The organism is Pseudomonas sp. No.117, assembly GCF_054558395.1.
Window position 1 is genome coordinate 578,931 of record NZ_BAAJNP010000003.1, and the last position, 25,879, is coordinate 604,809.

The 25,879-nt window shown below is 66.1% G+C and carries 17 protein-coding genes; 10 read left to right on the top strand and 7 right to left on the bottom strand.

Features of this window, described 5'->3' with window-relative positions; translation table 11 throughout:
- Positions 1-22: 22 nt before the first annotated feature.
- From ACYJP6_RS09475 to thiI, 3 genes are all read right to left on the bottom strand, one after another.
- Positions 23-1,960, bottom strand: coding sequence for an autotransporter domain-containing protein (locus tag ACYJP6_RS09475; protein ID WP_459474741.1), 1,938 nt, complete (start codon positions 1,958-1,960; stop codon positions 23-25).
- Between the two features lie 512 nt (positions 1,961-2,472).
- Entirely contained in the window at positions 2,473-4,290 is a 1,818-nt protein-coding gene (typA, locus tag ACYJP6_RS09480; protein WP_459474742.1) for a translational GTPase TypA, read from the bottom strand.
- 157 nt (positions 4,291-4,447) lie between these two features.
- Complete coding sequence (thiI, locus tag ACYJP6_RS09485) at positions 4,448-5,902, bottom strand: tRNA uracil 4-sulfurtransferase ThiI (RefSeq protein ID WP_459474743.1); 1,455 nt, start codon at positions 5,900-5,902, stop codon at positions 4,448-4,450.
- 385 nt (positions 5,903-6,287) lie between these two features.
- On the opposite strand from thiI, the gene glnA reads away from it, so the two are divergent.
- The 5 genes from glnA to ntrC all read left to right on the top strand — a co-directional run bounded on the left by glnA (position 6,288) and on the right by ntrC (position 11,688).
- Positions 6,288-7,694 (top strand): glutamate--ammonia ligase, encoded by a 1,407-nt coding sequence (glnA, locus tag ACYJP6_RS09490; RefSeq protein WP_007161312.1) that lies wholly within the window; start codon positions 6,288-6,290, stop codon positions 7,692-7,694.
- Between the two features lie 158 nt (positions 7,695-7,852).
- A complete protein-coding gene (locus tag ACYJP6_RS09495) occupies positions 7,853-8,371 on the top strand; it encodes a DUF4124 domain-containing protein (RefSeq protein WP_459474744.1) in 519 nt (172 codons plus the stop codon).
- Positions 8,371-9,009, top strand: a complete 639-nt coding sequence (locus tag ACYJP6_RS09500) for a DUF4124 domain-containing protein (RefSeq protein WP_459474745.1) — start codon at positions 8,371-8,373, stop codon at positions 9,007-9,009. Before ACYJP6_RS09495 ends, ACYJP6_RS09500 begins: the two co-directional genes overlap by 1 nt.
- A gap of 171 nt (positions 9,010-9,180) precedes the next feature.
- Positions 9,181-10,245 (top strand): nitrogen regulation protein NR(II), encoded by a 1,065-nt coding sequence (gene glnL, locus ACYJP6_RS09505; RefSeq protein ID WP_145011572.1) that lies wholly within the window; start codon positions 9,181-9,183, stop codon positions 10,243-10,245.
- A 12-nt stretch (positions 10,246-10,257) separates the two neighbouring features.
- Complete coding sequence (gene ntrC, locus ACYJP6_RS09510; protein ID WP_459474746.1) at positions 10,258-11,688, top strand: nitrogen regulation protein NR(I); 1,431 nt, start codon at positions 10,258-10,260, stop codon at positions 11,686-11,688.
- Positions 11,689-12,796: 1,108 nt separating this feature from the next.
- Here ntrC and ACYJP6_RS09515 read toward each other — a convergent pair.
- Positions 12,797-13,354 carry a hypothetical protein gene (locus tag ACYJP6_RS09515; protein ID WP_459474747.1) on the bottom strand — a complete coding sequence of 186 codons (558 nt, stop codon included), beginning with the start codon at positions 13,352-13,354 and terminating at the stop codon, positions 12,797-12,799.
- A gap of 72 nt (positions 13,355-13,426) precedes the next feature.
- On the opposite strand from ACYJP6_RS09515, the gene ACYJP6_RS09520 reads away from it, so the two are divergent.
- Both ACYJP6_RS09520 and ACYJP6_RS09525 read left to right on the top strand, forming a co-directional pair.
- On the top strand, positions 13,427-13,894 hold the full coding sequence (locus tag ACYJP6_RS09520; protein WP_058761468.1) for a tRNA (cytidine(34)-2'-O)-methyltransferase: 468 nt from the start codon (positions 13,427-13,429) through the stop codon (positions 13,892-13,894).
- 85 nt (positions 13,895-13,979) lie between these two features.
- Positions 13,980-16,319: an FdhF/YdeP family oxidoreductase gene (locus ACYJP6_RS09525; protein ID WP_459474817.1), complete on the top strand. Its 2,340-nt coding sequence runs from the start codon at positions 13,980-13,982 to the stop codon at positions 16,317-16,319.
- Positions 16,320-16,491: 172 nt separating this feature from the next.
- Here the strand turns inward: ACYJP6_RS09525 and putA are convergent, their stop codons facing one another.
- The 3 genes from putA to ACYJP6_RS09540 all read right to left on the bottom strand — a co-directional run bounded on the left by putA (position 16,492) and on the right by ACYJP6_RS09540 (position 22,402).
- Positions 16,492-20,460: a trifunctional transcriptional regulator/proline dehydrogenase/L-glutamate gamma-semialdehyde dehydrogenase gene (gene putA, locus ACYJP6_RS09530; protein WP_459474749.1), complete on the bottom strand. Its 3,969-nt coding sequence runs from the start codon at positions 20,458-20,460 to the stop codon at positions 16,492-16,494.
- 270 nt (positions 20,461-20,730) lie between these two features.
- On the bottom strand, positions 20,731-21,720 hold the full coding sequence (locus ACYJP6_RS09535) for an LLM class oxidoreductase (RefSeq protein ID WP_459474750.1): 990 nt from the start codon (positions 21,718-21,720) through the stop codon (positions 20,731-20,733).
- 103 nt (positions 21,721-21,823) lie between these two features.
- Positions 21,824-22,402 (bottom strand): nucleotidyltransferase family protein, encoded by a 579-nt coding sequence (locus ACYJP6_RS09540; RefSeq protein ID WP_459474751.1) that lies wholly within the window; start codon positions 22,400-22,402, stop codon positions 21,824-21,826.
- A gap of 259 nt (positions 22,403-22,661) precedes the next feature.
- Between ACYJP6_RS09540 and ACYJP6_RS09545 the strand changes: the two genes are divergently transcribed.
- The 3 genes from ACYJP6_RS09545 to ACYJP6_RS09555 are packed head-to-tail and all read left to right on the top strand — an operon-like array spanning position 22,662 to position 25,871.
- Positions 22,662-24,284, top strand: coding sequence for a methyl-accepting chemotaxis protein (locus ACYJP6_RS09545; protein ID WP_459474752.1), 1,623 nt, complete (start codon positions 22,662-22,664; stop codon positions 24,282-24,284).
- Positions 24,285-24,336: 52 nt separating this feature from the next.
- Complete coding sequence (locus tag ACYJP6_RS09550; protein ID WP_459474753.1) at positions 24,337-25,458, top strand: hypothetical protein; 1,122 nt, start codon at positions 24,337-24,339, stop codon at positions 25,456-25,458.
- A gap of 11 nt (positions 25,459-25,469) precedes the next feature.
- Positions 25,470-25,871 carry a phosphate ABC transporter substrate-binding protein gene (locus ACYJP6_RS09555; protein ID WP_459474754.1) on the top strand — a complete coding sequence of 134 codons (402 nt, stop codon included), beginning with the start codon at positions 25,470-25,472 and terminating at the stop codon, positions 25,869-25,871.
- Positions 25,872-25,879: the final 8 nt, after the last annotated feature.

Sequence of the window (25,879 nt, forward strand, 5' to 3'; positions counted from 1 at the left end):
ACCCCGCAGGCGGCATCTTGGCCTAGAAGTCCAGCGACAGGCCCAGCCCGATCCCCTGCTGATGGCTATCGCCCGCGCCGGCATAGCTGTAGCCGCCCCTGAGGGTGAGCTCGGGGGTCAGCCGCTGCACCACGCCCAGGCTCAGGCGGGTGCGGTCGCTGTCGGGCTGGTAGCCGTCGAGGGTGTAGTCCAGCCCCGGCACGCTGTTCAGACTCATGGTCACGTCACGGGTACCGTCGGCGAATTCCCGCTCGCGCCCCAGGTCGGCGAACAGCGCCGTGGACGGGGTGAATTGCCAGCGGCCCTGCAGCCCCAGGCCCAGCCGCCGCGAGGTGCTCGACTGGTCAGCGAAGGCCAGGGCGGCGGCATCGTTGCCGCGCTCGCGGTAGCCATCCACCTGGACCCGGGCGTAGTCGGCGCTCAGGTAGGGGCTCAGGTGCCAGGGGCTGCTGGCCGCCGCCAGGTCGTACCCGAGGCGCGCCGAGAGGGCACGCAGGTCGCCATCGGTATCGCCACGCTCGCTGCGGGTGGTCGGGCCGAGGGCGAAGCGGCGGCTCAGGTCGTCGTAGTCCAGCCGGCCACCGGTGGCGGTGAGATCGCCCCAGAAGCGTTCGCCCTGGTATTGGGCGAAGGCGCTGAGCAGGTAGCTGTTCAGGCGATAGTCGGAATCGGCGGCGCCAGCCTCCAGATGCTGGCGCGAGACCCCAGCGGCGACGCCGATACGCCAGGCGTCGCTGAGCCGATAGCTGCCGCCCAGGTCCAGGCCATAGCCGTTGCCATCGCCGCCGGCGGTACTGCGCTGGTCGTCGACATCCAGCCGCCGCGCACCGGTATCCACATAGCCCTGCCAGCGCCCCACCGGCTGCCAGGCATGCCAGTCGCCCAGCCAACGCTGGTGCAGGCCATCCTGGTGCGATCTCAGGGAGGACTGCGCCATCTCCGGCAGCAAGGTGACCTCCCAGGGGGCGGCCAGCAGCGAATAGGCGTAGTCGGCGATCAGCCGCTGGCCGGTGATGGTCGGGTGGACGCGGTCGTTGAACAGCAGCTGGCTCGGGTCCGCAGCGGCGGCGCCCAGGCCGTAGGTGGTGTTGCGCGTGCAGTTGTCACCGCTGAAGCAGGTCCCGGTGAGATCCTGCCCGGTCGCCAGGCCGTAGCGCGCCGGATCGGCCACCACCTCGGCGAGCAGCTGCGGCACGTTCAGGCCGATGATCTCGGCATCGATGCCGGCGAGGCGGGCCACCAGTGCCTGGTTGTAGACCTGGCTCAAGGCCGAGCTGGCCGCCTGCTGCGGCGAGCCGGCCAGCGCCGGCGTCCGGCCGATGTCGGGCAACAGCCAGACCATCAAATAGCGCGCCCCGGCCTGTTGCAGGGCGGCGACGCCATCGCCCAGGCGATTGGCCGCCGCCGCGGCGCTGGCCGGCGAGGTGATCAGGCCTTGGAGGAAGTCGTTACCACCCCCGCTGATATAGAACAGGGTGTTGGGATCGAGGCGCAGCCCCTGGCTGGCGAGTCCGGGCAGGTAGCCGTCCCGGGTGCGCAGGGTCAGGCCGCTCACCGCCACCACCGAGCCATTGGTGGCCGTGATGGAATCGCGGATCTGCGCCGTGGTGTAGCCACCGGTAGCCCAGTTGTCGCCATCGGAGAGACCCAGCAGGCGATTGATCACCGCGGTCGAGGCGTCCAGGGTCCGGGCATCGAAACCCAGCTGCTGGCCGAGCAGGATCGACGACACCGGTCCGGTCACCGCGCCACCGGCGGCGCTGTAGCTGGGGCCGACCCGGTTGGTGAATCTGAGACTGGCACCGGTCACGCCGGTATCGGGAAATTGCCCGGCATCCAGCAGGCTGTCGCCGAACACGGTGAAGCCACTGTAGGGATTGGGAGCCGCCTGCACGGTTGCCGCGAGCGCCGTCGCCAGGGCGATAGCCAGCGGCAGGCGTTGCCTGAGAGAGAACGTCATGCCTGCACCTTGATTGTTGTTATCGGAGCACGCGTTGGGCGTGTCGTCTGAAGCTAGACGGTTTTTATGACGTTGTATCTGGTTGTGAACAAAAAAGTACGAGACGTTCGTGGCAGCGCTGAGAGATCTGGTCTAGAGGGGTTGCATGGCGACCGGGACGGCAGGCGTCGCTCGCGCGAGCCTGAAGGTCCGGCCATCTGCTCGAGCAGACGTGGGGAGAGCGCCAGGGGCTGGGCTGTTGAGCTTCGCTGCGCTCAACCCAACCTACGTACGCGAGCAATTTCCCCCTCTCCCCCTGGGAGAGGGCCGGGGTGAAGGAGGCCGCGCCAGGATATTCCGTGAGCCCATGGCTAGCGATCTATCGCGGCCATGGGCCGCTCCTACGTGCCCGCTGTGAGCGTCGGAGCGACCGCAGCGGCGGACCGCCATGGCCGCGCTAGAACGCTGTCGATGGAGGCACGCGGGCAACAAAAAAGCGCCCGAAGGCGCTTTCTTGCGTTACCGAAACGCGATCAGACCTTGGAACGCTCGAAGCGCTTGCGGTCGTTCTCGTTCAGGTACTTCTTGCGCAGGCGGATGGACTTCGGCGTCACTTCCACCAGCTCGTCGTCGGCGATGAATTCCAGCGCCTGCTCCAGGGTGAACTTGATCGGCGGCACCAGGGCGATGACTTCGTCCTTGCCCGAGGCGCGCATGTTGTCCAGCTTCTTGCCCTTGGTGGGGTTGAGCACCAGGTCGTTGTCACGGCTGTTGATGCCGCACAGCTGGCCTTCGTAGATCTCGTCGCCCGGAGCCAGGAACAGCTTGCCGCGGCTCTGCAGGGTTTCCAGCGAGTAGGTCAGGGCGGTACCGGTGGCCATGGACACCAGCACGCCGTTCTGACGGTTGCTCACTTCGCCGGCCTTGATCGGGCCGTAGTGGCTGAAGGTCGAGGTCAGGATGCCGCTGCCCGAGGTCAGGGTCAGGAAGTTGTTGCGGAAGCCGATCAGGCCACGCGCCGGGATGGTGTATTCCAGGCGAATACGGCCCTTGCCGTCGGGGATCATGTTGGTCAGATCGCCCTTGCGCAGACCCATCTGCTCCATCACCGAGCCCTGGTGCTGCTCTTCGATGTCGATGGTGACGTTCTCGTAGGGCTCCTGCTTCTCGCCGTCCTTCTCGATGATCACCACTTCCGGACGGCCTACGGCCATCTCGAAGCCTTCACGGCGCATGTTCTCGATCAGTACCGACAGGTGCAGCTCGCCACGGCCGGAGACCTTGAACTTCTCGGCGGACTCGCCCGGCTCGACGCGCAGGGCCACGTTGTGCAGCAGCTCCTTGTCCAGGCGGTCCTTGATGTTGCGGCTGGTGACGAACTTGCCTTCACGACCGGCGAACGGCGAGTCGTTGACCTGGAAGGTCATGCTCACGGTGGGCTGGTCGACGGTCAGCGGCGGGCGGGCCTCGACGTTCTGCGGGTCGCACAGGGTGTCGGAGATGAACAGCTCGTCCATGCCCGAGACGCAGACGATGTCGCCGGCTTCGGCTTCGGACACTTCCACGCGCTGCAGGCCGGAGTGGCCCATGATCTTGAGGATACGACCGTTGCGCTTGCTGCCGTCGTCGCTGATGGCCACCACCGGGGTGTTGGCCTTGATGCGGCCACGGGCGATGCGGCCGATACCGATCACGCCGAGGAAGCTGTTGTAGTCCAGCTGGGAGATCTGCATCTGGAAGGGACCGTTCACGTCGACCTGGGGCGCCGGAACGTGGTCGACGATGGCCTGGAACAGGGCATCCATGTTGTCGTCCATCTTCTCGTGGTCCATGCCGGCGATGCCGTTCAAGGCACTGGCGTAGACGATCGGGAAGTCCAGCTGCTCATCGGTGGCGCCGAGGTTGTCGAACAGGTCGAAGATCTGGTCGATGACCCAGTCCGGACGCGCGCCGGGACGGTCGATCTTGTTCACCACCACGATGGGACGCAGGCCGGCCTTGAAGGCCTTCTGGGTCACGAAACGGGTCTGCGGCATGGGGCCGTCCTGCGCGTCGACCACCAGCAGCACGGAGTCGACCATCGACATCACGCGCTCCACCTCGCCACCGAAGTCGGCGTGGCCGGGGGTGTCGACGATGTTGATGTTGTAGTCCTTCCACTTCAGCGCGGTGTTCTTGGCCAGGATGGTGATGCCACGCTCCTTTTCCTGGTCGTTGCTGTCCATCACCCGCTCGTTTTCCGCTTCTTTGCGGTCCAGGGTGCCGGACAGGCGCAGCAGCTTGTCGACGAGGGTGGTCTTGCCATGGTCGACGTGCGCGATGATGGCGATGTTGCGTAGATTCTCGATCACAGTGGTGTTCTCGGTATAGAAATGAAGGAGCTTCAGCCAGCAGGCTGACAGCTGGAGATTGCAAGCGCGCGAAACGCGGCCGGCCGTTACGGGACCGGACGGCTAGAAGAGGTCGGGAGGGCGGTGGCGGATACTGCCACCCAGCAGGCCCGGCTGCTTAGGCCGGACGATAAACGCGCACATTGGCGTACCCTTCGGTGAGCAGGTGATGGGCGTGCAGCCGGCTCATCACCCCGCGGTCGCAATAGAGGAGGTACTGGCGCTGCTCGTCCAGTTCCTTGAAACGGCTGTTCAGGGCGAAGAAGGGCATGACCTGCACCTCGTTGCCGGCAAGTTCCAGCGGCGCCTCTTCCTGGGCGTCGGGGTGGCGGATGTCCACCACGATCTGACCTGGCAAGGGCTGTGCCAGCTCCTCGACCTGCACGTCCTTGCCCAGCTCCTCGATCACCTTGTCGACGGTGATGAAGCGGGCGCGCGCCAGGGCGGCATCGAGCACCGCCAGGTCGAACTTGCCTTCCTCGTGCTCCACCCGCATGGCCTTGGCCTTGGTGGTGGGATTCACCGAGATGACGCCGCAGTACTCGGGCATGTGCTTGGCGAAGTCGGCGGTGCCGATGCGTTCGGCGGTGTCGATGATGTCCTGCTTGTGGCTGGCCAGCAGCGGGCGCAGCACCAGGGTATCGGTGGCCTTGTCGATCACCGCCAGGTTGGTCAGGGTCTGGCTGGAAACCTGGGAGACGGCCTCGCCGGTCACCAGCGCCTCGATCTGCAGCTGCTCGGCGATGCGGCTGGCGGCGCGCAGCATCATGCGCTTCAAGATCACGCCCATGTGGCTGTCGTCGCACTGGGTGAGGATCTGCCCTACCACTTCCTCGAAGGGCACGCTGATGAACAGCACGCGCTGGGAGCGACCGAATTTCTCCCACAGATAGTGCGCCACTTCCATCACGCCCAGTTCGTGGGCACGCCCGCCGAGATTGAAGAAGCAGAAGTGGCTGACCATGCCACGCCTCATCATCTGGTAGGCGGCCACGGTGGAATCGAAGCCACCGGACATCAGCACCAGCACCTGCTCCAGGGCACCCAGCGGATAGCCGCCCAGGCCCTCGTGATGCTCGTCGATGATGAACAGCCGCTGGTCGCGGATCTCCAGGCGAACGTTCACCTCGGGATTCTTCAGGGCGATGCCGGCGCCGCCACAGCGCTCGCGCAGGCCACCGCCGACGTAGCGCTCCACGTCCATCGAGGAAAAGTCATGCTTGCCGGCGCGCTTGCAGCGGACCGAGAACACCTTGCCGCGAACCCGCTCGCCGAAGTGGCGCTCGCAGAGCTCGAGGATGGTCTCGAAGTCGCCCAGCGGATACTCGTGCACCTCGAGGAATTGGCCGATGCCGGGGGTGCAGGCCAGGCGCTGCTTCATCTCCGCCAGCAGGCGCGGCTCGCTGACCGCGGTGTCCAGGGTGATGTTGTCCCAGACCCCTTCCACCTGGACGTCCGGATCCAGGTCGCGCAGCACGACACGAATGTTCTTCACCAGCTGGCGAATGAAATTCTTGCGCACCGGGCGACTCTTGATGGTGATTTCCGGAAAGACCTTGATGATGAGCTTCATGAACGGACGGCGGCGGGCGGGAAACGCAAAAGAAAAGGGCGAAGATCATACCTGAAATCCCGCGGCGACTCGAATTCAGCCGACAAAATCACTCCAGGCGCCATTAAGGTGCAAATCTAGATTTAAAAGCACCAAATTGGTGCGCTCATGCGGCATCGGCCAGCCTGAAAACGCCGCGAGAGACGCAAGGAAGCCACTCCTGCCCATTAAGGGGCACTGGCATACAACTTGCTCTCTTGTGAGGCAGCCGCCCCTGAGCCAGCATAGGGCGCTTTTCGTGGAACGCCGGTCACCGACCAGGCAGCACGGGAGCGCCCCTCAAGGGCACAGCTGATACCGGGAGTACCGCCAACCGCTCCCGGCCGAAATTCCTCTGGAGGAAACCATGTCGAAGGCTGTTCAACTGATCAAAGAAAACGACGTGAAGTGGGTAGACCTGCGCTTCACCGACACCAAAGGCAAGCAGCAACACGTCACCATGCCGGCGCGTGACGCGCTGGACGAAGACTTCTTCGCCCACGGCAAGATGTTCGACGGCTCCTCCATCGCCGGCTGGAAAGGCATCGAAGCCTCCGACATGATCCTGCTGCCCGACGACAGCACCGCCGTCCTGGATCCCTTCACCGAAGAGCCGACCCTGATCCTGGTCTGCGACATCATCGAACCCTCGACCATGCAGCCCTACGAGCGCGACCCCCGTGGTATCGCCAAGGCCGCCGAGGAGTACCTGAAGTCCACCGGCATCGGCGACACCGTATTCGTCGGCCCGGAGCCCGAGTTCTTCATCTTCGACGAAGTGAAGTTCAAGTCGGACATCTCCGGCTCCATGTTCAAGATCTTCTCCGAGCAGGCGTCCTGGAACACCGACGCTGACTTCGAGAGCGGCAACAAGGGTCACCGTCCGGGCGTCAAGGGCGGCTACTTCCCGGTTCCGCCGGTCGACCACGACCACGAAATCCGTACCGCCATGTGCAACGCCCTGGAAGAGATGGGCCTGGTCGTGGAAGTCCACCACCACGAAGTGGCGACCGCTGGCCAGAACGAGATCGGTGTGCAGTTCAACACCCTGGTCAAGAAGGCCGACGAGACCCAGACCCTGAAGTACGTCGTGCACAACGTGGCCGATGCCTACGGCAAGACCGCCACCTTCATGCCCAAGCCCCTGTACGGCGACAACGGCTCCGGCATGCACGTGCACATGTCCATCTCCAAGGATGGCAAGAACACCTTCGCCGGCGAAGGCTATGCCGGCCTGTCCGATACCGCCCTGTACTTCATCGGCGGCATCATCAAGCACGGCAAGGCCCTGAACGGCTTCACCAACCCGTCCACCAACAGCTACAAGCGTCTGGTGCCCGGCTTCGAAGCCCCGGTCATGCTGGCCTACTCGGCCCGTAACCGTTCCGCCTCCATCCGTATCCCCTATGTGTCGAGCCCGAAAGCCCGCCGCATCGAGGCCCGCTTCCCGGATCCGGCTGCCAACCCCTACCTGTGCTTCGCCGCGCTGCTGATGGCTGGCCTGGACGGCATCCAGAACAAGATTCACCCCGGCGATGCCGCCGACAAGAACCTGTACGATCTGCCGCCGGAAGAAGGCAAGAAGATCCCGCAGGTCTGCGGCAGCCTGAAGGAAGCCCTGGAAGCCCTGGACGCCGGTCGTGCGTTCCTGACCAAGGGCGGCGTCTTCACCGACGAGTTCATCGATGCCTACATCGAGCTGAAGTCCGAGGAAGAGATCAAGGTCCGTACCTTCGTGCACCCGCTGGAATACGACCTGTACTACAGCGTCTGATCCCGCTGCGGTAATGAAAGAGGCCTCCTTCGGGAGGCCTTTTCTTTGCGCGTGGAAAACCGCCGCGACCGACGCCACCGCGGAGAAGCCGAGCTGCCTACCTGAGCACCCGGCGCGCCTGCTACCCTTGATCCCCATCGCCCGGCCGAGATCCCGCCATGCCTCGCCTGCTTGCCTGCTGTCTGCTCTGCCTCGCCTGCTCCGCCCAGGCCGCGATCTACAAGTCGGTCGATGCCGAAGGCAACACGGTGTTCAGCGACCAGCCCTCGGCCAACGCCAAGCCCGTCCAGGTGGCGCCGACCAACACCGTGGACAATCCGCGCCCGGCCCCCACGACGCCCAGCGCCCCGGCAGCGACGGCACCTGCTGGCCCGGCCTTCAGCCGCCTGGAGGTCAACGTCCCCGACGACGAGGCCATCCGCGCCAACAACGGCACCTTCTCGGTAGGGGTGTCCGTGGAGCCGGCGCTGGGTCCCGGGCAGAACCTGCAACTGCTGGTGGACGGCGCGCCCTATGGCAATCCCGGCCAGAGCACCCGTTTCGGCGTGGCCAACCTGGAGCGCGGTGAGCACCGTTTCGCCGCCCAGGTGGTGTCCGGCAACGGCGAGGTGATCCAGACCAGCGCCGACAAGACCGTCACCGTGCAACGCATCAGCGTCAACAGCCCGGCCCGCTGATGCGTCCCGTGCTCGCCCTGCTGCTGCTCTGCCTGCTGCTGCCCGCCCAGGCGGCGGTCTACAGCTATGTCGACAAGGAAGGCAACCGCGTCTACACCGACCAGCCCCCCAAGGGCGTGAAGGCCGCCAAGGTGCCGGTGACCACCACCAACAACCTCAACCAGCGCGGCCAGCCGACCCTCAAGCTGAGCCCGACGCCGCCGGCGCCCGTCGCGAAGACGCCCAAGGCCGCGCCTTTCCGCTACCAGATGCTGCGCATCCTGGTCCCCGAACCCGACGCCACGGTGATTGACCAGCAGGGGCAGCTCATCGTCAGCCTGGTCAGCGAGCCGGAGCTGCAACCGGGTCACAGCTACCGGCTGTTGCTCGACGACAAGGAAGCCGGCGTCGGCCGCAGCCCGGTGTTCCCCCTCGGCAACCTGGACCGCGGCACCCATAGCCTGGTGGCGGAAATCCTCGCCGCCGACGGCAGCGTGCTGGAGCGCACCCCGGCCCAGCCCTTCCACCTGCGGCGCCCCTCCCTGGAGCAGAAGCGCCAGGCGCATCCCTGCGCGGGCCAGGACTGGGGCAAACGACCGGAATGTCCGCTGGACATGAAACCGCCCGAAGCCAAGAAATCCTGGCTACCCTTCCTGTAGCGCACCCTAATGGTGCGCTTTTCGCGCGCGCACCATCTTGATACAAATCCGCTGGAGCCTTCGGCGTCGCGCGGCGGCTGTTAGTGCACGTTGCAGCTATCTGCCCTAACTCGGGGCGTCTTGGTTTGCTTCTTGCATTTTCCTATCGTCCCTATAGCGCTGTGGCCTCTCATGCCTACCGACGTCATCCACCGACTCCTGCTCGACAACCTCACGACCGCGGTCATCCTGCTGGATGCGGAGCTGCGCCTGGAGTACATGAACCCAGCGGCGGAGATGCTGCTGGCCATCAGCGGTCAGCGCAGCCACGGCCAGTTCATCAGCGAACTCTTCACCGAATCGCCGGAAGCCCTGCAGGCGCTGCGCCAGGCGGTGGACCATGCCCACCCCTTCACCAAGCGCGAGGCCTTGCTGGTCTCCACCTCGGGCAACAGCCTGACGGTGGACTACGCCGTGACGCCGATCCTCGACCGCCACAACACCCTGCTGCTGCTGGAGGTCCATCCGCGCGACCGCCTGCTGCGCATCACCAAGGAAGAGGCGCAGCTGTCCAAGCAGGAAACCACCAAGCTGCTGGTGCGCGGCCTGGCCCACGAGATCAAAAATCCCCTCGGCGGTATCCGCGGCGCGGCGCAGCTGCTGGCCCGCGAGCTGCCGGAAGAGGCGCTCAAGGACTACACCAACGTCATCATCGAGGAAGCGGATCGGCTGCGGAACCTGGTCGACCGCATGCTCGGCTCCAATAAGCTGCCGAAGCTGGCCATCACCAACGTCCACGAGGTCCTCGAACGGGTCTGCAGCCTGGTGGAAGCGGAGAGCCAGGGGCTGATCAACCTGGTGCGCGACTACGATCCGAGCATTCCCGATCTGATGATCGACCGCGAGCAGATGATCCAGGCGGTGCTCAACATCGTGCGCAACGCCATGCAGGCCATCTCCCAGCAGAACGAGCTGCGCCTGGGCCGGGTCACCCTGAGAACCCGCACCCTGCGCCAGTTCACCATCGGCCACCACCGTCATCGCCTGGTGTGCAAGGTGGAGATCACCGACAACGGTCCGGGCATTCCCCAGGATCTGCAGGAAACCATCTTCTACCCCATGGTCAGCGGCCGTCCCGACGGCACCGGCCTGGGGCTCGCCATTACCCAGAACATCATCACCCAGCACCAGGGCCTGATCGAGTGTGAAAGCCATCCCGGCCACACCGCCTTCAGCATCTTCCTGCCGCTGGAATAACGAGGAGCACGCATGAGCCGTTCGGAGACCGTCTGGATCGTCGACGACGACCGTTCCATCCGCTGGGTCCTGGAAAAAGCCCTGCAACAGGAGGGCATGACCACCGTCGCCTTCGACAGCGCCGACAGCGTCATGACCCGCCTCGGTCGCCAGCAGCCGGACGTGGTGATCTCGGACATCCGCATGCCCGGCACCAGCGGCCTGGACCTGCTGTCGCGGATCCGCGAGATGCACCCGCGCCTGCCGATGATCATCATGACCGCCCATTCCGACCTGGACAGCGCCGTGGCGTCCTACCAGGGCGGCGCCTTCGAGTACCTGCCCAAGCCCTTCGACGTCGACGAGGCCGTGGCCCTGGTCAAGCGCGCCGGGCAGCACGCCCAGGAGCAACAGGGCTTCGCCGAGCCGGCGCACCTGACCCGCACCCCCGAGATCATCGGCGAGGCGCCGGCGATGCAGGAGGTGTTCCGCGCCATCGGCCGGCTCTCGCACTCCAACATCACCGTACTGATCAACGGCGAATCCGGTACCGGCAAGGAGCTGGTCGCCCACGCCTTGCATCGCCACAGTCCGCGCGCCGCGGCGCCCTTCATCGCCCTGAACATGGCCGCCATCCCCAAGGACCTGATGGAATCCGAGCTGTTCGGCCACGAGAAAGGTGCCTTCACCGGCGCCGCCGCCCAGCGCCGCGGCCGCTTCGAGCAGGCCGACGGCGGCACCCTGTTCCTCGACGAGATCGGCGACATGCCGGCCGACACCCAGACCCGCCTGCTGCGGGTGCTAGCCGATGGCGAGTTCTATCGGGTCGGCGGCCACACCCCGGTCAAGGTGGACGTGCGCATCATCGCCGCCACCCACCAGAACCTCGAAGGCCTGGTGCGCGAGGGCAAGTTCCGCGAAGACCTGTTCCACCGCCTCAACGTCATCCGCATCCACATCCCGCGGCTGGCCGATCGCCGCGAGGACATCCCCGCCCTCGCCCGCCACTTCCTCGCCCGCGCGGCCCAGGAGCTGGCCGTGGAGCCCAAGACCCTGCGCGGCGAGACCGAGGAATACATGAAGGGCCTGCCCTGGCAGGGCAACGTGCGCCAACTGGAGAACACCTGCCGCTGGATCACGGTGATGGCCTCCAGCCGCGAGGTGCTGATCGACGACCTGCCGCCGGAGCTGCTCAACCAGCCCCAGGACGCCGCCCCCGCCGCCAACTGGGAACAGGCCCTGCGCCAGTGGGCCGACCAGGCCCTCACCCGCGGCCAGTCTAGCCTGCTGGACAATGCCGTGCCGGCCTTCGAACGCATCATGATCGAGACCGCCCTCAAGCACACCGCCGGCCGCCGCCGCGACGCGGCCGTCTTGCTGGGTTGGGGACGCAACACCCTGACGCGCAAGATCAAGGAATTGGGCATGAAGGTAGACGGGCCGGATGAGGAGGGGGAGGACTGAGGGTTCTTTACGGGGCCGTAGGTTGGGCTGAGCGAGAGTGAGGCCCAACGCTTTGTACTATTGGTGCCCTAGCCGGTTACCGAGTTTTGCTGGTACTTCTTGTTTCGCTCTCCCGAGCGACTCACTTTTGCCAGTCGCGGCAAAAGTAAGCAAAAACGCTTGCCCCGACCATCCGGCCTTCCGCTCCGCTCCAGGTCCGCTCACACCAGCGCCGTTCCGGGGTCGGTCCAGATGGGCCGTCCATGGCCCACTGGACCTCTCGCCGCATCCATGCGGCTCGACCCACTCCACGACACTGGCGCTCGCCCTCCTGAACGGGGCAATTCGCCAGCCTGAAAGTTTCGGTTGAAGAACCCGTAGCGTGGACAACGGCGAAGCCTTGTCCACAGGGATCGGCGTTATGCGCCAGTGGAAAACGCTGCGCGGTTTTCCACGCTACAAGAGAAAGTAAATACCGAAGCCTCAGGCTGGCGCCTCCGTCCCCGTCAGTGAGGCCGAGTGTAGGGGTCGCGGAGGGGGATGCGAGGCAGGACGCCGAGCAAGGCGCGAGGGGCAGGAAGCCCCTTCGTGCCGTGCCCCTGGAGCGGCACCGGAGCGAGGGAACCCGGAGCGTAGCGGAGGGCCGAACTGTTGGGGTGCGCTTTCTTTTGCTTACTTTTCTTTGCGCAAACAAAGAAAAGTAAGTCGCCGGCCAGGCGAAACCAGAGACCTCCACAAACTACGATAAGCAGCTAGGGCAGCAATAAACCCAGATAAGCGCTAACTACGTTGGGCTTCGCTAAGGCTCAACCCAACCTACAAAGTCGCCCAAAACCACTCAACTCAAAACTTGGCACACCTCCTGCAATGTCTTAGGTAACTACCCTTTTGGGGACCTCGGTACAGGCAGGCTGGGGAATCCCCTCTTTTCTTCTTGAGGCCATCACTCCGCGTGATGGCCTCTTTTTTTGCGCCGGGAAAACCTGAAAACCCCATCCCAGAGCGGTTTGCAACCCAAAGGAGCACCCTGCTCGCAAGGTGGGAGAGCGAACAGGGCCCGTTCCATCACAAGCAAAGCCACGTTCAGCCCTGGTGCACATCCGCGCGCTTTGCCTGATAACGGGGCATTCTAGGGCGCCAGCGGGACCTCGACCTTGAGCACCCAGTTTTCGCCGTCCTCTATCAAGTGATCGCTGGCCTGCAAGGCACCGCCGACGCCGACCAGCAATACCTTCAGGTCCTGGCCATCCTGACGCACCGTCCAGGAAAAGCTGCCACCCGGTCGCACCACCCGACCCTGGCGCTCGCCACCATCCCACTTCGCTCGCGGCAGGCGCAGGCTGAGCGCACCCTCGGGGCGATAGCGTTCGTAGAACAGCGAGCGGTCGGCGGTGATCAACAATTCGAAGCGGGTTGGGTCCTGCTGCGCGTCCACCCCCAGGATGACCGGGCGGCGGGCCTCGGCCGACCAGGGATCGGGATGGGTGCGCTGGTACACCAGTTGGCCGATGATCATGCCGAACAGGCCGGCGCCCAGCGCCGCCGAGGCCAGCCAAAGCGTCAGGCGCTGGCGCTGGGCGCGCCATTCGGCCTTGAGCAGTTGCGGATCTTCCACTCGCGCCAGTTCGTCCTGGCGCGCCCGGTGTTCGCGCAGCAGCCAATCGACCAAGCGACGGCCGAGACTCATCGCCCTACCCCGCTCGCGACGGCGCGGCGGCCGCGCAGTACCATAGACGCTTTGCCAGGCGCCCTGCCCTTCATGTTCGACATCATCCTCTACCAACCGGAAATTCCGCCCAATACCGGCAACGTCATTCGCCTGTGCGCCATCACCGGCTGCCGCCTGCACCTGATCGAGCCGCTGGGCTTCGCGCTGGACGACAAGAAATTGCGCCGCGCCGGCCTGGACTACCACGAATGGTCCACGGTGCGGACCCACGCCAGTCTTGCGGCCTGTATAGCAGATTTGCAGCCGCCCCGACTGCTGGCCTTCACCACCAAAGCCAGCCATCCCTTCACCGAGATCGCCTATGCGCCGGGCGATGCCCTGCTGTTCGGTCCGGAAAGTCGTGGCCTGCCCGCCGAGGTGCTGGAATCCCTGCCGCCCGAGCAGCGGCTGCGCCTGCCGATGCTGCCCAACCGCCGCAGCCTCAACCTGTCCAACACCGTGGCGGTGGCGGTCTACGAAGGCTGGCGGCAACTGGGCTTCGCCGCACCGCCTGGCTGACCGCCAGAACCTTCCCGCCAGACGCGCCGTCCCATGACCTACAGGCACATCGCCAGACAGTCACGTGAGGCGCACCATGAGCAAGATCGGCAAACCCAGGGTTGAACGCTACGACGCGCCTTCCGGTGGCTGGGGCTCGGCGCGCTCGGTGACCGAGATCGTGCTGCGCGAACGGGTGCCGCTCAAATCCGGCGCCCTGCTGGCCAAGCAGAACAAGCATGGTGGCTTCGCCTGCGTGAGCTGCGCCTGGGCCAAGCCGGGCAAGCCGCATCCGCTGGAGTTCTGCGAGAACGGCGCCAAAGCCACCGCCTGGGAAGTCACCAGCAAGAGATGCGGCCCGGAATTCTTCGCCCAGCATTCGCTGAGCGAATTGCGCGGCTGGCGCGACTATGACCTGGAAGAGGTCGGCCGCCTGACCCATCCGCTGCGCTATGACGCCGCCAGCGACCGTTACCGGCCGGTGAGCTGGGCCGAGGCCTTCGCCGACATCGGCGCCGAACTCAAGGCGCTGGATCCGGACTCGGTGATCTTCTATGCCTCCGGCCGCGCCGCGCTGGAAACCTCCTACCTCTATCAGCTCTATGCCCGCCTGTACGGTACCAATAACCTGCCGGACAGCTCCAACATGTGCCACGAGAGCACCTCGGTGGCGCTGCCCAAGAGCATCGGCGTGACCGTGGGCACCGTCACCCTGAATGATTTCGACCAGGCCGACTGCCTGCTGTTCTTCGGCCAGAATCCCGGCAGCAACAGTCCGCGGATGCTGCACGACCTGCAGGAGGCGCGTAAACGCGGCGCGCCCATCATCACCTTCAACCCCTTGCGCGAGCGCGGCCTGGAAACCTTCGTCAATCCGCAATCGCCGGTGGAAATGCTCACCGACCACCCCACCCAGATCAGCACCCAGTATCACCAGCTCAAGCCCGGTGGTGACATCGCCGCCCTGGCCGGCATGTGCAAGGCGCTGCTGGCCGCCGATGACGAGGCTCGCGAGCAAGGCCGCCCGGCGGTGCTCGACCACGCCTTCATCGCCGAGCACTGCCATGGTTTCGCCGATTTCTGCGAATGGCTGCAGCGCCAGGAATGGCCGCAGCTGGAGCGGCAGTCGGGCCTGACCCGCAGCGCCCTGGAAGCGGCAGCGGCCGTCTATGGTCGCTGCCAGAAGGTCATCGGCATCTACGGCATGGGCCTTACCCAGCACCGCCATGGGGTGGAGACCATCCAGATGCTGGCCAACCTGCTGCTCCTGCGCGGCAACATCGGCAAGCCCGGCGCTGGCATCTGCCCGGTACGTGGCCATTCCAACGTCCAGGGCCAGCGTACCGTAGGTATCACCGAGAAGCCCGAGCTGGCGCCGCTGGACCAGCTTGCCGAGCGTTTCAACTTCACTCCGCCGCAGGATAAGGGCCGCAATACCGTGGAAGCCTGTGAAGGCATCCTCGACGGCTCGGTGAGGGCCTTCATCGGCCTCGGTGGCAACTTCCTGCGCGCCATCCCCGAGACCAGCCTGATGGAGCCAGCCTGGCGGACCCTGCGTCTGTCGGTGCAGATCGCCACCAAGCTCAATCGCAATCACCTGGTGCCAGCGGACAAGACCTACCTGCTGCCCTGCCTCGGCCGGACCGAGATCGATCGCCAGCATGGCGTGGAACAGGCCCACAGCACCGAGGACAGCACCGGCTGCGTCCATGGCTGGCGCGGTGCGGCCGAGCCGCCGGAAGGTGACCTGCTGTCCGAACCGGCCATCGTCGCCGGCCTGGCCAAGGCCACCCTGCCGGAAAACCCCAAGGTGACCTGGGACGCCTGGGTGGCCGACTACGGCCTGATCCGCGACGAGATCGCCCGCTCCTTCCCGGAGATCTTCCACGACTTCAATGCGCGGCTCTGGGAGGTGGGTGGCTTCCACCGGCCGCTGCCCGCCGCCAAGCGCGAATGGAAGACCGAGACCGGCAAGGCCAATCTCATCGTGCCGCGCAGTTTGGAAGAAGACCCGGACATGCCCGCCAGTGGGCGCGACGTCCTGACCCTGATGACGCTGCGCAGCAACGACCAGTTCAACACCACCATCTACGGCTACCACGACCGTTTCCGCGGCGTGAAGGGCACCCGCGCGGTGCTGCTGATGAATCGCAACGACATCGAACGCCTGGGCCTGGCCGAAGGCGACAAGGTGCAGGTATCGACGGTGGCCGACGACGGCGTACGCCGTGAGGTGGGTCCGCTGCGGGTCACGCCCTATAACATCCCGGAAGGCGCCTGCGGCGGCTATTACCCCGAATGCAACGCCCTGATCCCGCTCTGGCACCACGCCGAAGGCAGCAAGGTCCCGGCGGCCAAGGCCATTCCGGTGCGGCTGAACAAGCTGATCGCGGCGAACGACGGTAGCTTCCCGGTGGAGCCGGAGGGGTATGGGGCGAAGTACTAGGGCTGGCTGTAGTCTCGCTTGGACGAGTCCACAGCCTGCCTGTTGGGCTTCGCTGCGCTCAACCCAACCTACGATGAGCTTTCGTAGGTTGGGTTGAGACAGCTCCATCGTCGCAGCCCAACAGGTACACGAATGTCGGGCTTCGCTGCATTCAGCTCAGCCCGACGTTCCCTCACCCAATAGTCATCAGACTCGCATTTCCCCCCGCTGCCGCGGTGTTCACGCTCAGGGCGCGCTCGATGAGCAGGCGCTCCAGCGGGATGGCGGATTCGCCGCGGGCCAGGCCCTGGACGCCGACAATGGGGCCGTTGCGCTTGGCCACCTGCTGGCATACCTGGCGCAACTGGTCGGAATCGCCATGGTGCAGGACGGCTTCGAAAGCGACCTCGTCCTTGCGCCAGTCGGCGGCGCTCTGCACCCGCGCCCGTACCGCCTGCGGCAGGCGATTGAGGGTGGCCTTGTGGCCCTCCTCGACCAGGGCGGTGCTGCCCACCGCCATGACCGCCGCCAGTTGCAGCAGCAGGTCGCTTTCGTCGGCCGCCAGGCACAGCACTCGGCTGCGCGGCAGCAGGCTGTAGCTGTTGCGCTCGCCGGTCGGGCCGGGCAGCAGACGGGTCAGGCCGCTCAAGGATTCCTCGGCGAAGCTCAGGCAGGCCTGCTCCAGCTCGCCCAGGCCTTGCTGCTTGGCCCAGTCCTGCAGGGCGCCCAGGGGGTTGCCGGCCTGCTGGCGCAGGGCGTCACGCACCTGCCATTCCGTCTCGCCGGTGCTGCCCTTGGCCAGGGCCACGGCCGGATCTCCATCGGGACGGGTGCTGAGCAGGCGATAGAGGTACAGCGGGCCGCCCGCCTTGGGGCCGGTACCCGAGAGGCCTTCGCCACCGAAGGGCTGTACCCCGACCACGGCGCCGACCATGTTGCGGTTGACGTAGAGGTTGCCGGCATGGGCGCGCTCCACCACCTTGGCGATGGTCTCGTCGATGCGGGTATGGACGCCGAAGGTCAGGCCGTAGCCGGTGGCGTTGATCTGGTCGATGACCTTGTCCAGGTCCTTGCGGGCGTAGCGCACCACGTGCAGCACCGGACCGAAGACCTCGCGTCCCAGCTCGGCCAGGCTCTCCAGCTCGATCAGGGTGGGCATGACGAAGGTGCCGCGGTGGATGGCATCGCCTTCCACGCGACCGCCCTGGTGCACCCGGCGGCCTTTGCCTTTCAGGGTCTGGACGTGCTTGTCGATGGTGGCCTTGGCCTCGCCGTCGATGACCGGGCCGATGTCGATGGCCAGGTTCTCCGGATTACCCAGCCGGCATTCGGCCATGGCGCCCTTGAGCATCTCCAGCACCCGGTCGGCCACGTCGTCCTGCACGCAGAGCACGCGCAGGGCCGAGCAGCGCTGGCCAGCGCTGTCGAAGGCGGAGGCGACCACATCGGTGACCACCTGCTCGGCCAGCGCCGAGGAGTCGACGATCATGGCGTTCTGGCCGCCGGTCTCGGCGATCAGCGGGATCGGCCGGCCCTGGGCGTCCAGGCGCCCGGCGATGTTGCGCGCCAGGATCTGCGCCACCTCGGTAGAGCCGGTAAACATCACGCCCTTGACCCGCACGTCGTTGACCAGGGCGGCGCCGATGGTGGAACCCTCGCCAGGCAGCAACTGCAGCACGCCTTCGGGGATGCCGGCTTCCAGCAGCAGGCGCACGGCCTGGGCGGCGATCAGCGGGGTCTGCTCGGCCGGCTTGGCCAGCACGGTGTTGCCGGCGGACAGGGCCGCGGCGATCTGGCCGCTGAAGATGGCCAGGGGGAAATTCCAGGGGCTGATGCAGACCACCGGGCCCAGCGGGCGGTGGCTGTCATTGGCGAAGTCGCGACGCACCAGGGCGGCGTAGTAGCGCAGGAAGTCCACAGCCTCGCGTACCTCGGCGATGGCGTTGGCGTAGGTCTTGCCCGCTTCGCGCACCAGCAGGCCCATCAGCGGCTGGATCTGCGCCTCCATCAGCTCGGCGGCGCGATCCAGGGCGGCGGCGCGCTGCTCGGGCGGAGTGGACTGCCAGATCGGCGCGGCGGCCAGGGCTTCTTCCAAAGCGATGTCGACGTCGGCACGGGTAGCGTTGCTCACCTGGCCGACGCGGTCGCGGCGATCCGCCGGATTGAGCACCGGCTGGGGAATCGCCGGCTCACTGGCGCGGCCCAGCAGCGGACGAGCCTCCCAGGCGGTGTTGCCACTGGCCAGCAGGGCCGCCGACAACGAACCCAGGCGGTGTTCGCTGGACAGGTCGAGACCGCTGGAATTGCGGCGCTCGGCGCCGTACAGAGCGCTCGGATGGGGAATGCGCGGGTGCGGCAGACCGATGGCGCCTTCACTGGTGGACTGCTGCTCGATCTGCACCACCGGATCGGCGACCAGTTCGTCGAGGGAGATGGAGTGGTCGGCGATGCGATTGACGAAGGAGGTGTTGGCGCCGTTTTCCAGCAGGCGGCGGACCAGGTAGGCCAGCAGCGTCTCGTGGGTGCCCACCGGGGCGTAGATGCGGCACGGCCGCGCCAGCTTGCCGTCCTTGACGCTACCTACCACCTGCTCGTAGAGCGGCTCGCCCATGCCGTGCAGGCACTGGAATTCGTACTGGCCGGGGTAGTAGTTCTGCCCGCCCAGCTGGTAGATGGCCGCCAGGGTATGGGCGTTGTGGGTGGCGAATTGCGGATAGATGGATTCCGGCGCCGCCAGCAGCTTGCGCGCGCAGGCCAGGTAGGCCACGTCGGTGTAGACCTTGCGGGTGTAGACCGGATAGCCCTCCAGGCCTTCGACCTGGGCACGTTTGATCTCGCTGTCCCAGTAGGCGCCCTTGACCAGGCGGATCATCAGGCGGCGACGGCTGCGCCGGGCCAGGTCGATCAGGTAGTCGATCACCAGCGGGCAGCGCTTCTGGTAGGCCTGGATGACGAAGCCGATGCCATTCCAGCCGGCCAGTTGCGGCTCGAAGGACAGGCGCTCCAGCAGGTCCAGGGAGATTTCCAGGCGATCGGCTTCCTCGGCATCGATGTTCAGGCCGATGTCGTAGCGCTTGGCGAGCAGGGTCAGCTCCAGCAGGCGCGGATAGAGTTCGCTCATCACCCGGTCGTACTGGGCGCGGCTGTAGCGCGGATGCAAGGCCGAGAGCTTGATGGAGATGCCCGGGCCTTCGTAGATGCCGCGGCCATGGGAAGCCTTGCCGATCGAGTGGATGGCCTGCTCGTAGGAGGCCAGGTAGCGGCGGGCATCGGCTTCGGTGAGGGCCGCTTCGCCGAGCATGTCGTAGCTGTAGCGGAAGCCCTTCGCCTCGAACTTGCTGGCGTTGGCCAGGGCCTCGGCGATGGTCTCGCCGGTGACGAACTGCTCGCCCATCAGGCGCATGGCCATGTCCACGCCCTTGCGGATCACCGGCTCGCCGCTCTTGCCGATCAGGCGGTTGAGCGAGCTGGTGAGGCCGGCCTCGTTGTGGGTCGAGACCAGGCGGCCGGTCAGCAGCAGGCCCCAGGTGGCGGCGTTGACGAACAGCGAGGGGCTGTTGCCCAGGTGCGGCTGCCAGTTGCCGGTGCTGATCTTGTCGCGGATCAGGGCATCGCGGGTGCCCTTGTCGGGGATGCGCAGCAGGGCTTCGGCCAGGCACATCAGGGCGACGCCTTCCTGGGACGACAGGGAGAACTCGCGGAGCAGACTCTGCACCATTCCGGAGCGCCCGGTTGCACCCTTGGCGTTGCGCAGCTTCTCGGCGATGCGATGGGCCAGCTCATGGGTGGCCTTGGCCTGGGCCGCGGGCAAGCGCGCCTGTTCCAGCAGCAGTGGCAGCAGCTCTTCTTCCGGACGGCGATAGGCCGCGGTGATGGCCGAGCGCAGCACCGACTGCGGCAGGATGCTCTCGGCGAATTCCAGGAACGGCTGATAGACCGGATCGGCCAGGGCCTCGACGGCTTCGTTGTCGCCCTCGGCCAGGCGCTGGGCGATGCCCTGCAGATCGGCCAGGGTCGCGCCGCTTTCCAGGGTTTCCAGGTAGGTGAAGATGGCCTGCTTGATCAGCCAGTGCGGGGTCCGGTCGATCCGGCGCGCGGCTTCCTTGAGGCGATCGCGGGTGGCTTCGTCGAGCTTTACGCCCAGGGTGGTAGTGGTGGCCATGCGCAGGTCCTCAAGCAAGAAGGCGTCGAAAGTCGGCGCAGCTTAGCGCCGCTCGAAAGAAAAGTGCAACCAAGTGCAACCCATAGCACTCTACCGCCGATCCGGTTGCACCAGGACGGGAGTAACAGATCGCAAAACTATGCAGAGATCAGGCCAAGGGTTGCGACTCGGTTGAACCACGCCAGGCGGCCTGCCGGGCGCCCGGCCAGCCAGGGGCGCGAATCGTTAGCCAGGCAAGTGTTACCCGGCGCCACACCCGGGCAGCGCTCCCTATTGCAGCGAAGGAAAATGCGGCAGCACGAATTCGCCCAATTCCTGGACCACTTCGCTGGCTGGGCGCCGCGAGGGTCTCAGGTTGAGGGCCAGGTGGTTGACGCCGGCGTCCTGTAACTGGCCGAGGTAGTCCACCAGCGCGCGGCGCCCGCAGGAGAGGCCGGCATGGATGGGCCTGGGCGGCTGGGCGGGATCGCTGGCCAGTTCGAAGAACAAGCCCTGGGCGAAGGGCTTGAACAGTTCACGCCCGCCGATCTCGTCGAGCGCTTCGCGCCAGACCCGGGTCAGCGCCGGCACGTGCTCGACGGGTACGAAGTAGTAGAACCAGCCATCGGCCTTGGCGGCGATCCAGTCCACCGTCTGCCGACTGCGCCCGGTGACCAGCGCCGGGATGCGACCGTGCACCGGTTTGGGCACCAGGTCCGCCACGCCCTGCAGGTCCCCGAAGCGCCGGAATTCGCCAAGGGGGAAAGGGGTCTCGCCGGCCAGGCGGAACATCTCGAAGGCATCGCGAAAGCGCTCGCCACGGCGTTCGAATTCGTTCTCCAGGCCGAAGGCCGGGTATTCCACCGGCCGGTCACCCGAGGCCACGCCCAGCACCAGCCGGCCGTCGCTGAGCTGATCGACCGAGGCCGCCATCTTGGCCAGGTGCAGAGGATGCCGCAGGGTGATGACCGCACTGCCGGTGGCCAGGGTCAGGTGCTGGGTGATACCGGCCAGGTAGCCGAGATAGGTGAAGGGCTCGAACACCTGGCCGGCGTCGTTGAAACCGGGATCGTAGAAGGGCACGTCGCGCGCCCAGAGCGCGGCGAAGCCCAGCTGATCGGCCAGCCGCGCCAGCCGGGCATGGTCGCGCAGGGTCGGCAGGGGATCATCGGGATAGCCCTCCAATGGCAACAGGAAACCCAGGGTCAGGCGCCCCGGCGCGAACAGCCGGGAGAAGCCGGGATGCTGGAGAAAGGCACGGCGACGATCCGTGGTGGACATGGGGATTCCTTGCCGGATGAGAACTACGGGTGACCTTCTATGGAGTCTAGCGCCCTTCCAGGGTTCGTCTGGGCTGCATGAGGTGCGCCCGTCCACGGATTGGCTACCCGGGCGAGCGGACCGCGGGTGCCAGGCCCTGGACCTGCAACCGCGGCCAGCGCGCGAGCCAGCCCTTGCTCGCCAAGCGCTGGCGAAAGGCCTCGGGGCGCGGACGCCAGGGATTGAGCGTGAGGTGCAGGGCGAAGAGCCCGGCCTGGGCGAAGGGGCTGATCACCTCGACCTGGCCAGTATCCGTCAGGCGAGCGGCCAGTGACGTCTCCACCTCTACCCAGAATCGCATGGCATCCAGGCTACTAGCGTAGGGGGCGTCATCATTGCGCCTGTGCATTCGCGCCTGATTCTTCACCGACCAGAGCCACCCCGGCGCCTTGAGCGTCAATTCGGCCTCGAGCGCTCGATCGCGCTCGGGCCGGCAATCGGCCGGATCGAAATAGATGACGTCCAGGTCCGCCAGCGACGTCGACCGGGCATAGCCGTGTAACCGATCCCAGACCAGGTTGCGCACGAAGCCGGCCGCCAGCCAGGCATCCGGGAGGCGCAGCTCGGCGAGGATCCGTAGCAGGTGCAGGCGCTCGGTATCCGCCGCCAGCCAGGATTCCAGTGGGGAAAGCAGCGTGGTCATGGCCCGACCAATCAGTCTAAAACGATAAAAATGACCGCCTGGACCCGTTTTCGCAACGTCCATCGGCGTTGATCGCAATAACGGTTATTCCATTCAAGTTTGCCTCGGGGCCGTCGAAACGGTGACGGCTTCGCTTTGACTACCGGCGAGGCCAACAGGACGTGGTGACTGGTCAGGATCTGACCGCCGGCGAGCCTTCATTCCCGAAGACGGCCCCGCACCTCGAAGCTTGCCACTGCCCGTGCCACCCGAGGTGTAGATGTTCCGCAACCTGTCGCTCACGCTCAAGCTGTCATTGCTGCCGGCGGCCGCCCTGCTGGGCCTGCTGCTCTACGTCGCCTACACCTCCGCCCAGCTGGCCGGTAACGACCAACGCCTCGACCAACTGGAAAACCACAGTTATCCGCTGCTGGAAAAGGCCGATGCCGTGCTCTTCCAGTTTTCCCGCCTGCCCGGCCTGTTCAACAGCGCCGTGACCGCCAGCGAGCTGGAAACCCTGGGCGAGGCCCGCAAGGTCGTCGGCGAGATCGACAGTCGCCTGCAGGAAATGGCCGATCTCACCCGGCAGAGCCCGGCGCGCGGTGAAGAGATCACGCGCTGGCGCGAGGGCATCCATCGCTACGGGGACAATGCCCTGAGCGCCTCGGAGCAACTGATCAAGGGCAGCGGCTCCTTCGATACCCTGCGCCCCAGCCTCGACCGCATGGCCTCGGACCTCGCGGCCGCCCAGGCCCTGGGCACCACCCTGCGCAGCCATGCCTATACCGATTTCCAGCACACCCTGGCCCAGGCCCGCGACGAGAACGCCAACACCACGCGGGTCGGCATCTGGCTGAGCCTGCTGCTGGTGGTGCTGCTCGCCGGAGCCGCCGTCCTGACCATCCGCAGCGTGCTGGGCAGCGTGCGCGAGGTGATCACCTCGCTACGCGCCATCGCCCAGGGCGACGGCGACCTGACCCGCCGCCTGCAGGTCGGCTCGCGGGATGAGATCGGCCAGATGACCGCACTGTTCAACGTCTTCCTCGACCGCTTGCAGGACACCATCAAGTCCATCATCGACGCCGCCCACCCCCTGGGCCAGGTGTCCGCCGAGCTCTACCGCCTGACCCAGACGGTGGAAAACAACGCGCGCTCCCAGCACGGCCATACCGATTCCATCGGCCGTGACATCCAGACCATGAACAGCAATCTGCACGAGGTGGCCACGCGCTCGCGCGAAGCCGCCGACCAGGCCGCAGCGGCCGCCGAGCAGTCCGCCGCCGCTCGCACCAGCATCGGCCAGCTGTCGCGCAACATGGGTGAGCTGGACGACAGCGTGCGGCAATCGGCGGAGTCAATGCAGCAGCTGGAACAGGAAACCCGCCAGGTCGGCCTGGTGCTGGACGTGATCAAGTCCATCGCCGAGCAGACCAACCTGCTGGCGCTCAATGCCGCCATCGAGGCCGCGCGCGCCGGCGAGCAGGGACGTGGCTTCGCCGTGGTCGCCGACGAGGTCCGCAACCTGGCGCAGAAGACCGCGCGTTCCACCGCCGAGATCCAGGAGATCATCGAGCGGCTGCAGGGCAATGCCCAGCGCGTGCTGCTGGCCATGCAGGGCAACAATACCAAGGCCCAGGCCAGTGCCAGCAGCTCCAATGCCGCGACCGAGATGCTCGAAGGCATCGCCCAGGCCGTGGCGCGCATCAACGACTACAACGCTCAGATCGCCCTGCTCACCCGCGAGCAACTGAGCCTCTCCGACTCGATCAGCAGCGATACCCATCGCCTGCAGAGCGATACCCAGTCCAGTGCGGACAGCACCACCGCCACCGCCCGCATGGGCGAGCAGCTGGTGGTGGTCGACACCGATCTACGGCAGGCGACCTCGCGCTTCCGCATCTAGCCATCCGCGTACCGATTCTCCCCATACCAAGAAACCCCTTAGGAGCACTTCCATGGCTTTTGCACGTCTGCTCGCCTTCGGCGCAGCCCTCAGCTGCGCGGGATCCGCGCTCGCCCTCGACCAGGGTGACTACCGTTTCAACGGCTTCGGCACCGCCGGCATCACCCACCTGGGTGGCGAAGACGATGGCCGCAGCTTCGGCATCCAGGGCCAGACCAACGACCATTGGCGCGGCGACCAGCTGAGCAAGCTGGGCGGACAATTCCAATACGGCCTGACCGACAAGCTGGACGCCACCCTCCAGGTCACCGCCAAGCCCGAGCAGGACAGCTGGAAGGCCAACCTGGAATGGGCCTACCTCGCGTTCCATGCCACCGACAACCTGACCTTCCGCGCCGGCCGCCTGCGCACCCCGGTGTTCATGTATTCCGAGACCCTCGACGTGGGGCTCACCTACCCCTGGCTGCGCCTGCCCGACGAGGTCTACAGCCAGGTCCAGGTCTCCAACTACGAAGGCGCCGACGCCCTCTGGAGCCTGCCGACCAGCCTCGGCACCCTGAACTTCCAGGTCAGCGGCGGCCAGGCGGTCAATCGCAACTACTTCGTCAACGACGACCTCTACGACATCGACTACAAGCGCATCGCCGCCGCCAACGTCAGCCTGGCGACCAACGACTACGGCACCGTGCGCCTGGCCTACACCGAGTCCAGCATCGACCTGCACTATCCGCTGCTGACCCTGGACGACCAGAAGGGCAAGTTCACCTCCCTCGGCTACCAGTACGACAACGGCACCTGGCTGACCAGCAACGAATGGACCCGCCGCGTCATCGAGGGCGACAACCAGGGCAGCAGCAACGCCTTCTACCTGATGGCCGGCCGCCGCTTCGGCGACTTCCTGGCCCACGTGACCTACTCGCAGCTGGACGAAGAGCGCGCCGGCCGCCAGAGCTCCTGGACCTACGGCCTGAACTACAACATCACCCCCAGCCTGGTGCTCAAGAGCGAATACAAGCGCGTCGACACCACCGGCGGCTACAACGGCACCTTCGTCAAGACCGACAACGAGAGCATCGCCAACGCCATCTACGACCGCACGGGTGGTCGCTTCGGCGCGCCGGCCCGCAACTTCGACGGCGACATCATCAGCATCGGCCTCGACTTCATCTTCTAAGGAATCCGCCCATGAGTTCTTTCCGCCTGCTCACCGGCGCCGCCCTGCTGCTCGGCGCCAGCCTGGTTCACGCCGAAGTCGCCGTGATCGTCAATCCGGGCGCGGCCAAGACGCCCAGCCAGGATGAAGTCGCCAACATCTTCCTGGGCAAGGACAAGTCCCTCAAGGGCGTCGACCAGAAGGACTGGTCGGCGACCAAGGAGACCTTCTATGCCAAGGTCGCCAACAAGAACGAGGCCCAGCTGAAGTCCTATTGGTCCGGCCTGGTGTTCACCGGCAAGGGCCAGCCGCTGCCCAGCGTGGCCGGCGACGCCGCCGTGGTCGCCCAGGTGGCCGGCGAAGCCGATGCCATCGGCTACGTGGACAAGGCCGCGGTGACCGACAAGGTGAAGGTGCTCTTCACCCTGCAGTGATCCGCGCA

Excerpts from the sequence above, each read along its gene's own strand:
- ACYJP6_RS09475 (WP_459474741.1), bottom strand. The coding sequence starts at position 1,960 with ATGACGTTCTCTCTCAGGCAACGCCTGCCGCTGGCTATCGCCCTGGCG.
- ntrC (WP_459474746.1), top strand. The coding sequence starts at position 10,258 with ATGAGCCGTTCGGAGACCGTCTGGATCGTCGACGACGACCGTTCCATC.
- ACYJP6_RS09545 (WP_459474752.1), top strand. The coding sequence starts at position 22,662 with ATGTTCCGCAACCTGTCGCTCACGCTCAAGCTGTCATTGCTGCCGGCG.
- glnA (WP_007161312.1), top strand. The coding sequence starts at position 6,288 with ATGTCGAAGGCTGTTCAACTGATCAAAGAAAACGACGTGAAGTGGGTA.
- ACYJP6_RS09500 (WP_459474745.1), top strand. The coding sequence starts at position 8,371 with ATGCGTCCCGTGCTCGCCCTGCTGCTGCTCTGCCTGCTGCTGCCCGCC.
- thiI (WP_459474743.1), bottom strand. The coding sequence starts at position 5,902 with ATGAAGCTCATCATCAAGGTCTTTCCGGAAATCACCATCAAGAGTCGC.
- putA (WP_459474749.1), bottom strand. The coding sequence starts at position 20,460 with ATGGCCACCACTACCACCCTGGGCGTAAAGCTCGACGAAGCCACCCGC.
- ACYJP6_RS09495 (WP_459474744.1), top strand. The coding sequence starts at position 7,853 with ATGCCTCGCCTGCTTGCCTGCTGTCTGCTCTGCCTCGCCTGCTCCGCC.
- ACYJP6_RS09515 (WP_459474747.1), bottom strand. The coding sequence starts at position 13,354 with ATGAGTCTCGGCCGTCGCTTGGTCGATTGGCTGCTGCGCGAACACCGG.
- ACYJP6_RS09520 (WP_058761468.1), top strand. The coding sequence starts at position 13,427 with ATGTTCGACATCATCCTCTACCAACCGGAAATTCCGCCCAATACCGGC.
- ACYJP6_RS09540 (WP_459474751.1), bottom strand. The coding sequence starts at position 22,402 with ATGACCACGCTGCTTTCCCCACTGGAATCCTGGCTGGCGGCGGATACC.
- ACYJP6_RS09555 (WP_459474754.1), top strand. The coding sequence starts at position 25,470 with ATGAGTTCTTTCCGCCTGCTCACCGGCGCCGCCCTGCTGCTCGGCGCC.
- glnL (WP_145011572.1), top strand. The coding sequence starts at position 9,181 with ATGCCTACCGACGTCATCCACCGACTCCTGCTCGACAACCTCACGACC.
- ACYJP6_RS09535 (WP_459474750.1), bottom strand. The coding sequence starts at position 21,720 with ATGTCCACCACGGATCGTCGCCGTGCCTTTCTCCAGCATCCCGGCTTC.
- ACYJP6_RS09550 (WP_459474753.1), top strand. The coding sequence starts at position 24,337 with ATGGCTTTTGCACGTCTGCTCGCCTTCGGCGCAGCCCTCAGCTGCGCG.